Source organism: Methanococcoides sp., from assembly GCF_030594565.1.
GTDB lineage: Archaea > Halobacteriota > Methanosarcinia > Methanosarcinales > Methanosarcinaceae > Methanococcoides > Methanococcoides seepicolus.
The window spans coordinates 1-7,730 of record NZ_JAUVEY010000105.1; the positions used below are offsets into that span (position 1 = coordinate 1).

Sequence of the window (7,730 nt, forward strand, 5' to 3'; positions counted from 1 at the left end):
AAAAAACTTATATAAAAAGTCAATCTAATTTAATATGTATAACAAAACACGGTGTTAAGATGGTAAGGTTCCGAAGCTTACTGAATGTGCATATCGAGATGGCTTTTGCCATATTACTCGATTCATTACTTGTCATTCTTATGCTTGGATGTTTCTTTACGATCGATCATGTCATTCATTTTTGTGAGTTTGAAAATGAATTGTTTACTACAATTCTTCACAGTATTGTTCACCCAGTTGTTCTTTTAATGTTCTTTGTAATATTTGTAATGAATATGATCAAGGACCATTTACCAAATAATTCATAGGATTCACGCTTCGAGATTGTTAAAATCAAGGACATGGGGCCAATTCCTGTTCCTGCGGACGATGATGGTGATATTGTTGATGAGGATCAATACAGTTAACTTGATAAACAATCGGAAATATGTTTCTATATAAGATACTATTAACAAAATATAACAATGAAAGGATGTCGATATAACATGTACTACATAATCGATAGGGAAACTGGAAATCGTGCCAAAGTATCATTTTGGAATTTACTCTGGATAAAGATCTCACTTGTGGTATCCCTTACGCTTTATGGAGTAATTATTGGGGGATTTTTGAGCTATATTGGTATTTCATACGAAATTGTTATAGGTATTCTATTTGCAGCATATGCGCTAGAATTGATCGGCTGGTTTACTGACAAAACATCTCCTGGCAAATTACTCTTAGCATTGCTGATACTTATTCAATGGAGATCCATTTTCGCAGAACTTCAGCATGATGAATCATTTACCAAGGGATCTCGGAAGAGAAACAAGATCGAGTATGCTCTAAAGGTCTGCAATTCATTTGAACATTTCACACCAACTATAAACAGTATCTCCTTTTAATGAGAAATCTCTTTTTTAACTCCATTTTATACTTCTAACACCCCATGAAGAGTAAACACATTTTTAACTGACACAGAGAGAAACATAAAGATCAAAAATATCATAAAAGGGGTTTCAGACTTTCAAAGATCTTCGTTTTGAGTTCCTTTTCAACTTCTATAATGGTATCCGAGATAGATGTGAGCTTTTCAGGATCCTCTGCAATTTCATTCAGGATATTCGCTTCAACCCAGATCTTTGCGCTAAATTGATGCCCCCTTGGTTTTACCTCTACAAAATAACGGGTCGAGCCAAGTGGTTCTAAAATTTCATTTAATTTAGAATGTATCTGCTTTTCCAGTAGTGTTGAACGTTTCATATATCAGATTTCCTTTATTCATTTTATAGCGGTTTAGACAGAGTCCCTACAGAGTCCTTATTATATTTATTAAATAAAATTATCTTTATAGGCCTCTATATGTTCGATATAAGCCTGACTTGACTTGTACTCCATGGCTGGCAACTGTTTACACATTAAAACTCAGTAGATAGTATTGAGATTGATTCTGAGGGGTATGAAGTGACCCACATGAGCCACACTATGCATCCATGTCAGATGAAAAAGGTCAAAGATCATTTTAATAATGGGTATAGGAGCCTTTAATCAGAGAATACACATTAAAGTGAACTCTCGCCCCATAAGCCCCAAGCTCGCTTCATATCATACGACTTCCACACCCAGGCAAAGTATTGTCCTGTAAGTTAAAATCAATTACGGTAAGATGTTTAATTATTTTAAGAGATATTTATTTCCTTAACTATTATTCGAACAAAAGGAGGGAACTATTATTCAGATGCGAGTAAGGGGATGGGCGTGAAAAGGAAGGTGATGAGTGAGTTCAAAAAGGACAAGAATTCGGAAGTGGAGCATGAATTGGCAACTGTCCTTGAAGAACTCAATAATAGAAACTGTCATTTTTTTGCATATATACCTATCTGCAATGAACAACTGAAGAGGAACATGACAATGATTGGAATAAGGACATAAAGTTATGAAGAAAAAGAAGTTTTAGATGAGTTCTAAAAGAGCAAAAAATAAGTTTTGGGGTGGGGGGTAATGCCCTTAAAGAACTCGCTAAATCCACATAAACATTATGCATCTATAAAAAGATTTCCATATCGAATAGTCGAAGAGGATCATGTCAATGATTGAAATCAGAGCACAACCCGGTCCGCAACACCAGTTCCTGGAATCAACTGCTGATATCGTACTATATGGAGGCACCACCGGCTCTGGAAAATCGTTTTGTAAACTGATGGAACTCACTCGACACACCAACCACAAAGGATTCGGTGCCGTCATCTTTCGTCATACATCCGTGCAGGTCCATATGAAGGTGGCCTGTGGAATACCTCCGAACTAATCAATCCGGGACTTGGCGGAATCCCAAAAGAATGAACCGGATGCACCACTGTGGGTAACACTTGATAATAACATACAAGCTATGAGCTACAAAAGTATTCGGGTGAACTTCAAGAATATTTCAAAAAGAGCAAGCATCAAGAAACCGGTAAACCCACACAGCTTCAGACATTTAGCTGTCACCAATTGGATACTCGATGGCCTCAACGAGCAGGAGATCAAGCATAGGTGCTGGTTGGTCCCGAGGATCAGCACAGATGTTACGTATCTATGCTAACTATACTGACCAAGAGATCAACGATAATATCTACGAAAAATATGGTTTGAAGAAAGATGATTGTCGTCATGTTACTCTAGATAACTGCCCACGTTGCAACAATGTTCTTCGTCCGGACGATAAATTCTGCAGTCAATGTTCCCTAGTGCTCAATCACGAAGCTCTTGAGCACGTGCAGGTTCATGAAAAGTAACACCGAAGTTGATCGAAGCGTTGGTAAAGTTTGAGTTTGGAAGGGATTTGTTGGGTCAGTTGCAGTGAAATACATGAGATGTACAACATCGACTCTTGGAAGTATTAGTAGTGATTCAAACTCTTATAAAATACAAATGCTGTCTACTGAAGCAGTTACATTCGAATTGAAATTAATCAAAATGATGTGTTTTCAGGATCAGTTGGAATTATAAATGTGAACGTACTTCCTTTTCCAATTTCACTTTCAATCCAAATATTACCATGATGCATTTCTACAAACTTTTTTACAAGTGTAAGGCCAAGACCAGTACCCCCATACTCTCTGGTAGTCGAAGAATCCACCTGAAAGAAAGGGTCGAACAATTTAGCCTGATCCTTTGGTGAAATACCGATGCCACTGTCCTTTACAGAAATATGCACAAGGTCCTCTGATATTTGTCCTCCGATTGTCACTGACCCTCCTTGATCTGTGAACTTAATGGCATTACTCACGAGGTTGTAAAGAATCTGCTTGAATTTCATCATGTCTGCTTTTATAATAGGCTTTCTGACATCCATATTGAAAGTAAGTTCAATATTTTTATTTGAAGATAAAGGTATTATAGAAGTCTCTATTTCCTCAATAACTTTGGTCAAAATGATTTCTTCTATATTCAACTCCATCTTTCCGCTTTCTACCTTTGAAAAATCCAATATCTCGTTGATGATATTCAAAAGATGCTTTCCATTTGCAAGAACATTAGATGTGTATTTCTTCTGATATTCATTCAAAGAGCCCTGATTTTCACTGCAAAGTATATCCGAGAATCCGATGATCGAGTTTAAAGGCGTCCTCAGTTCATGGCTCATATTTGCCACAAATTCAGTCTTGGCCCGGTTGACAGCTTCCGCAGTAAGTTTGGCATTGAGCATTGTTTCTTCTGCTTGCTTGTGTTTGGTAATGTCTCGTGTTATACCCAAAAGAGCTTTTTTCCCCATATAATCAATAATTCGAGAACTAACGTCTGCCGGCATAATGGAACCATCTTTTCGAACCTGAGCTGTCTCGAAGATGATATGGCCATCCCGAAGTATCTGATTGATTCGAGCCTCGACCTGTGCTGCATCATCAAAAGAATCGATATCCTCTGCCCCCATCTGAAGAAGTTCACTTCGGCTGTACCCAAGTTGATCGCAAGCCACCTGATTGACTTCCAGGAATTGGCCATCAAGGCCAGTTACATAAATTGCATCACTGGCGTTTTCAAATATTGTTCTGAATTTCTCTTCACTTTCTCTCAATGCCCTATCTGCTTCCTTGCGTTCGGTGATGTCTACGAGGATTCCTCTAATGCCTATTGTTTTATTATTGTAAACAATTCTGCTTGCATATATGATGATAGGAAATGTACTGTCATCTTTTCTCAGAGCAGTGTATTCGTTAGACTCTCGACCTTCTCCACACACGACCCTCTCAAAATCCAGTTTAGCTCTTTCCGAATCTTCGGGCATTAGTGTCTGGAAAACATTTATACCTTTGTCGAAGTCTCCCTGCATAAAACCAAACATATCAAATGCATGACGGTTGACGAATATTAAATTTCCTTGCAAATCAGTTTCAAAAACCGCTTGAGGCAAGGAATCCGCCAACTCTTTATACTTAATTTCACTTTTTTTTAGTACCTTTTCAGACAGCTTCTGTTCTGTAATATCATCAGCAGTGAGCAAAACCATTGGTTCATTGTTTTGTTGTATCAATGTTGTCGAAATACGCAGATACTTTTTTGAAAAACCATCATTGGTTTTAATTTTCAATTCAACCTCTTTCTTGCGTACAATTTCATTAGTCTGAAAAGTGTATATTACAGAATTACGGAGTACACATGCTGAACATTCATCATTTTTCCCACACCCTTTCTCTTTAAAGGAGTTGACGCATCCAAATAGTTCACCGCAGAAAAGTCCTATGATTTGTTCCCTTTCTGTTTTAAATTCAATAATTGCATTATGATTGGTATCTACAATCCTTATTTCCTGATTGACAACTAGTATATTAATGGGAACACTGTTGAAAAGCAAACTCGAAAAAGTGGTAGCCTTAGCCGCCTTACTCACAATTTTGTTACCTTCCGCATGTGGTAAATTTGTATGGATAAATTCTATATTATTCATGGCAAAACCACCATTTAAGTGGTTTATATCCAATGTTGCATCTCATTTTCTTCCCTGCTAACCGTGTGTTTTTGCGATATATTACACTATACTAAATCTGTTCTTGGCATGGGTTCTAAAATATATTTATTTTAATCCATTAGTATATTTCGATTTGGTATAAAACCGTTTCGTTTCAACTTTCCTTTTTATACTCCACTTCTAGTCACTGATACATGGCAATAACTGAAGCACCAATATTTGCCTAAAGCTGGCTCACTTGGTGTAATCATCGCACCGATCTTCCCGATGCTCGGGGATGCGACGATGCGAACATTCTTCAGCATCTGTCCTCCGGAGATCATCAGTAGCTGGAACAAGAGCACGTACACACTGAAGCTTGTCAACGGTTCGGAGATCCTGTTCAGATCTGCTGACAAGCCTGACCGGTTGAGAGGTCCTACAATCACGTGGTTCTGGATGGATGAGGCTGCTGACTGTAAACCCGAAACGTGGGTTATCATGAGGGGGGAGACTCAGACAGCCGAAGTATGAACGCTGTGGATTCCTGACAGGCACTCCAAAGGGATTCAACTGGATCTATGACAAGTTTGTCCTGGCTGAGAATCAGGAATATGAAATAGTTCATGCCAAGACTCGAGACAATGCTCATCTTCCTGAGGATTATCTTTCATCCCTCGAAGGATCCTATTCCGGAACATTTGCACTGCAGGAACTTGAAGGACAGTTTGTCGCATTTGAAGGTCTTGTGTATCCTGACTTTAACCGGTTTGAGAACGTCATAGCGTCTGAATTGATCAAGAAGGAAGAGTTCGAGACCGTTGTTGCAGGTGTTGACTTTGGATAGACCAATCCCACAGTACTCCTTGCAGTTGGTCAGAAAGCGGATGGATCACTCTGTGTGCTTGATGAGATCTACCGTAAGCAGATGACTCCTGAGGATCTCGTAAACTCTGCCAAGGTCTTGCAGGCAAGATGGAAAGTTTCACACTTCTTCTGTGATCCATCAAGTCCAGATCTCATCGATACAATGACTCGAAATGGTATTCCTGCAACCAAAGCGAACAACGCTAAAGTTCCTGGCATTGCAGCTGTAAATGCTTCTGTTAAGACCATGAAACTCTCTGATGAGTGCAAGAAGACAATCTGGGAAATGGAACGGTACAGATATCCTGAATCTCAATCTGGAAAAGAAGTAAAAGAAGAGCCAATCAAGATTGACGATCACGCAATGGGTGCTCTTCGTTACGGCGTGATGGGATTGCACAGGCCTGTTAGGAAACCTATGCCTCGGTTTACTGGTGGATTTGGTATGAGTGGTGGGTTGAGAATTTAATTTATATGGCTAGCAAAAGGTATGATTTCATTCCCAAAAAATGCTATTAAGATAAATATTAGTATTATGCTAAATATTATTGAAAAGACGGCAAGGGCTATTATAAAAAGTTCTATAATTCTCTCCATGTTTTTTTGTACGCACACATAATATTTCAACTTTCCTTTTTATACTCCGAATCTAGTCACCTATTTATGTACGTATTAAGAGGTGATTAAAATTACACAGGTATCCGGTCAAAATGAAAAATTTTTGAGAAAAGAGTTCGTAGTCGGTGAAGTATTCAAGATCATGGAACCTCTGCTTCCGTTCCTTGAGATGCTTCCAAAGGTCAAAGCAGATGCACGTGCAATATCCTACAAGCAGGAAAAGGTGAGTGCATCAACTGATTCCAAGAAAAAGAAGCCACGTACCAGAACACCAAGTGCTGCGTGGACCTACCTTGACATCACTCCAATGGAAATGAAGTCAGGCCTTCTGAACAAAGAAGGGTTTGCTATCCGTATCGATGAGGATGCAGTTGACTTCACTGATGGTGTGGACGAGATCAAGCGTGCCTACAATAAGGTTGCATTCTGGCTTGCTGAAGCTCACAACAATATCATTGGCGATGTCTCAGGACTGCAGCAACAACTCCCAATTAGACACCTGCAGCAGTATGGAGCAATGCAGCATCTGCAACACCTGTGGATGATCTGATCAAACTTGAAGAACAGATGGAGCGTGAAGGATATCCGTATAGGATGACTGACATCTTCGTCAACAAGACTAACGGGTATGAGTTGAAAGGATATCTCACATCTGCAGATATTGATGGTACCAAGCAGAAGGAGATCTATGGTACACCGACCATCAAAGGTGATACCATTGACATTCCTGTGGTTGGTTCAGGTGTTCACAAGCTGATGTCAGGAATCGATGAAGGGTATGTTCTGGCACTTGACAAGAACAATCCTGCAGGTACCATCTACTACAACAATAGTCCACGCTATTCTACTCAGAAAATCAGCTATCCAACTATTGTTGATGGCAGGAAGACAACTCGCAGTGTTCCAAACTTTGGGTTCAACTTCAACCAGTACACTGATAACGAGACTCATGATGTAGTCATACAGTTCTGGTTTGACCAGGTTACTGTGGTTAAGGAACCTTATGCTACACTGTTTGACAATAGAATTTAAAGAGGGATTCTTCCCTCTACCTTCTTTTTGTTAACAATTACTTGTTGAATAACTTTTTCACTACTATATATGTATATTATGGTTTAATCTAAATTAAAAAATGCTATATAGCAGTTACTTTTATTAGAAATATGCATAAATCAAAAATTATTTTTGCACTCATATTGAGTACATTTTTATTGTTTTCAGTGGGATGTGTTGAAAATTCAATTGTAACTGAAGAGGAAATCATAGATATTGAGTCCGTTGAAAAATATGATCTTGTAGCTGCAAACAATGCATTTGCATTTGATATGTATTCAAT

The 7,730-nt window shown here is 38.7% G+C and carries 10 protein-coding genes; 8 read left to right on the plus strand and 2 right to left on the minus strand.

What is annotated here, in order from left to right:
• Nucleotides 1–485 precede the first annotated feature (485 nt).
• On the plus strand, nucleotides 486–884 hold the full coding sequence (locus tag QAS77_RS08845; RefSeq protein WP_250868614.1) for a hypothetical protein: 399 nt from the start codon (nucleotides 486–488) through the stop codon (nucleotides 882–884).
• A gap of 100 nt (nucleotides 885–984) precedes the next feature.
• On the opposite strand, the gene QAS77_RS08850 is transcribed toward QAS77_RS08845, so the two are convergent.
• Nucleotides 985–1,242, minus strand: a complete 258-nt coding sequence (locus QAS77_RS08850) for a hypothetical protein (RefSeq protein WP_250868613.1) — start codon at nucleotides 1,240–1,242, stop codon at nucleotides 985–987.
• A 495-nt stretch (nucleotides 1,243–1,737) separates the two neighbouring features.
• Here QAS77_RS08850 and QAS77_RS08855 point away from each other — a divergent pair, with 495 nt between their 5' ends.
• The 3 genes from QAS77_RS08855 to QAS77_RS08865 all read left to right on the plus strand — a co-directional run bounded on the left by QAS77_RS08855 (nucleotide 1,738) and on the right by QAS77_RS08865 (nucleotide 2,563).
• Nucleotides 1,738–1,911 carry a hypothetical protein gene (locus tag QAS77_RS08855; protein WP_305065019.1) on the plus strand — a complete coding sequence of 58 codons (174 nt, stop codon included), beginning with the start codon at nucleotides 1,738–1,740 and terminating at the stop codon, nucleotides 1,909–1,911.
• A 151-nt stretch (nucleotides 1,912–2,062) separates the two neighbouring features.
• The gene (locus tag QAS77_RS08860) at nucleotides 2,063–2,287 is read left to right on the plus strand and encodes a hypothetical protein (RefSeq protein ID WP_305065021.1); all 225 of its coding nucleotides are present in this window, start codon (nucleotides 2,063–2,065) and stop codon (nucleotides 2,285–2,287) included.
• A 12-nt stretch (nucleotides 2,288–2,299) separates the two neighbouring features.
• Nucleotides 2,300–2,563 carry a tyrosine-type recombinase/integrase gene (locus tag QAS77_RS08865; protein WP_305065022.1) on the plus strand — a complete coding sequence of 88 codons (264 nt, stop codon included), beginning with the start codon at nucleotides 2,300–2,302 and terminating at the stop codon, nucleotides 2,561–2,563.
• 369 nt (nucleotides 2,564–2,932) lie between these two features.
• Here QAS77_RS08865 and QAS77_RS08870 read toward each other — a convergent pair whose 3' ends face one another.
• Nucleotides 2,933–4,909: a PAS domain-containing hybrid sensor histidine kinase/response regulator gene (locus QAS77_RS08870; RefSeq protein ID WP_305065023.1), complete on the minus strand. Its 1,977-nt coding sequence runs from the start codon at nucleotides 4,907–4,909 to the stop codon at nucleotides 2,933–2,935.
• A gap of 240 nt (nucleotides 4,910–5,149) precedes the next feature.
• Between QAS77_RS08870 and QAS77_RS08875 the strand changes: the two genes are divergently transcribed.
• From QAS77_RS08875 to QAS77_RS08890, 4 genes are all read left to right on the plus strand, one after another.
• Nucleotides 5,150–5,443 (plus strand): hypothetical protein, encoded by a 294-nt coding sequence (locus QAS77_RS08875; RefSeq protein ID WP_305065024.1) that lies wholly within the window; start codon nucleotides 5,150–5,152, stop codon nucleotides 5,441–5,443.
• 367 nt (nucleotides 5,444–5,810) lie between these two features.
• Nucleotides 5,811–6,245: a terminase large subunit gene (locus QAS77_RS08880; RefSeq protein WP_305065026.1), complete on the plus strand. Its 435-nt coding sequence runs from the start codon at nucleotides 5,811–5,813 to the stop codon at nucleotides 6,243–6,245.
• A gap of 252 nt (nucleotides 6,246–6,497) precedes the next feature.
• Complete coding sequence (locus QAS77_RS08885) at nucleotides 6,498–6,944, plus strand: hypothetical protein (protein ID WP_305065027.1); 447 nt, start codon at nucleotides 6,498–6,500, stop codon at nucleotides 6,942–6,944.
• The gene (locus QAS77_RS08890) at nucleotides 6,932–7,426 is read left to right on the plus strand and encodes a hypothetical protein (protein ID WP_305065029.1); all 495 of its coding nucleotides are present in this window, start codon (nucleotides 6,932–6,934) and stop codon (nucleotides 7,424–7,426) included. Before QAS77_RS08885 ends, QAS77_RS08890 begins: the two co-directional genes overlap by 13 nt.
• The last annotated feature ends 304 nt before the right edge of the window (nucleotides 7,427–7,730 follow it).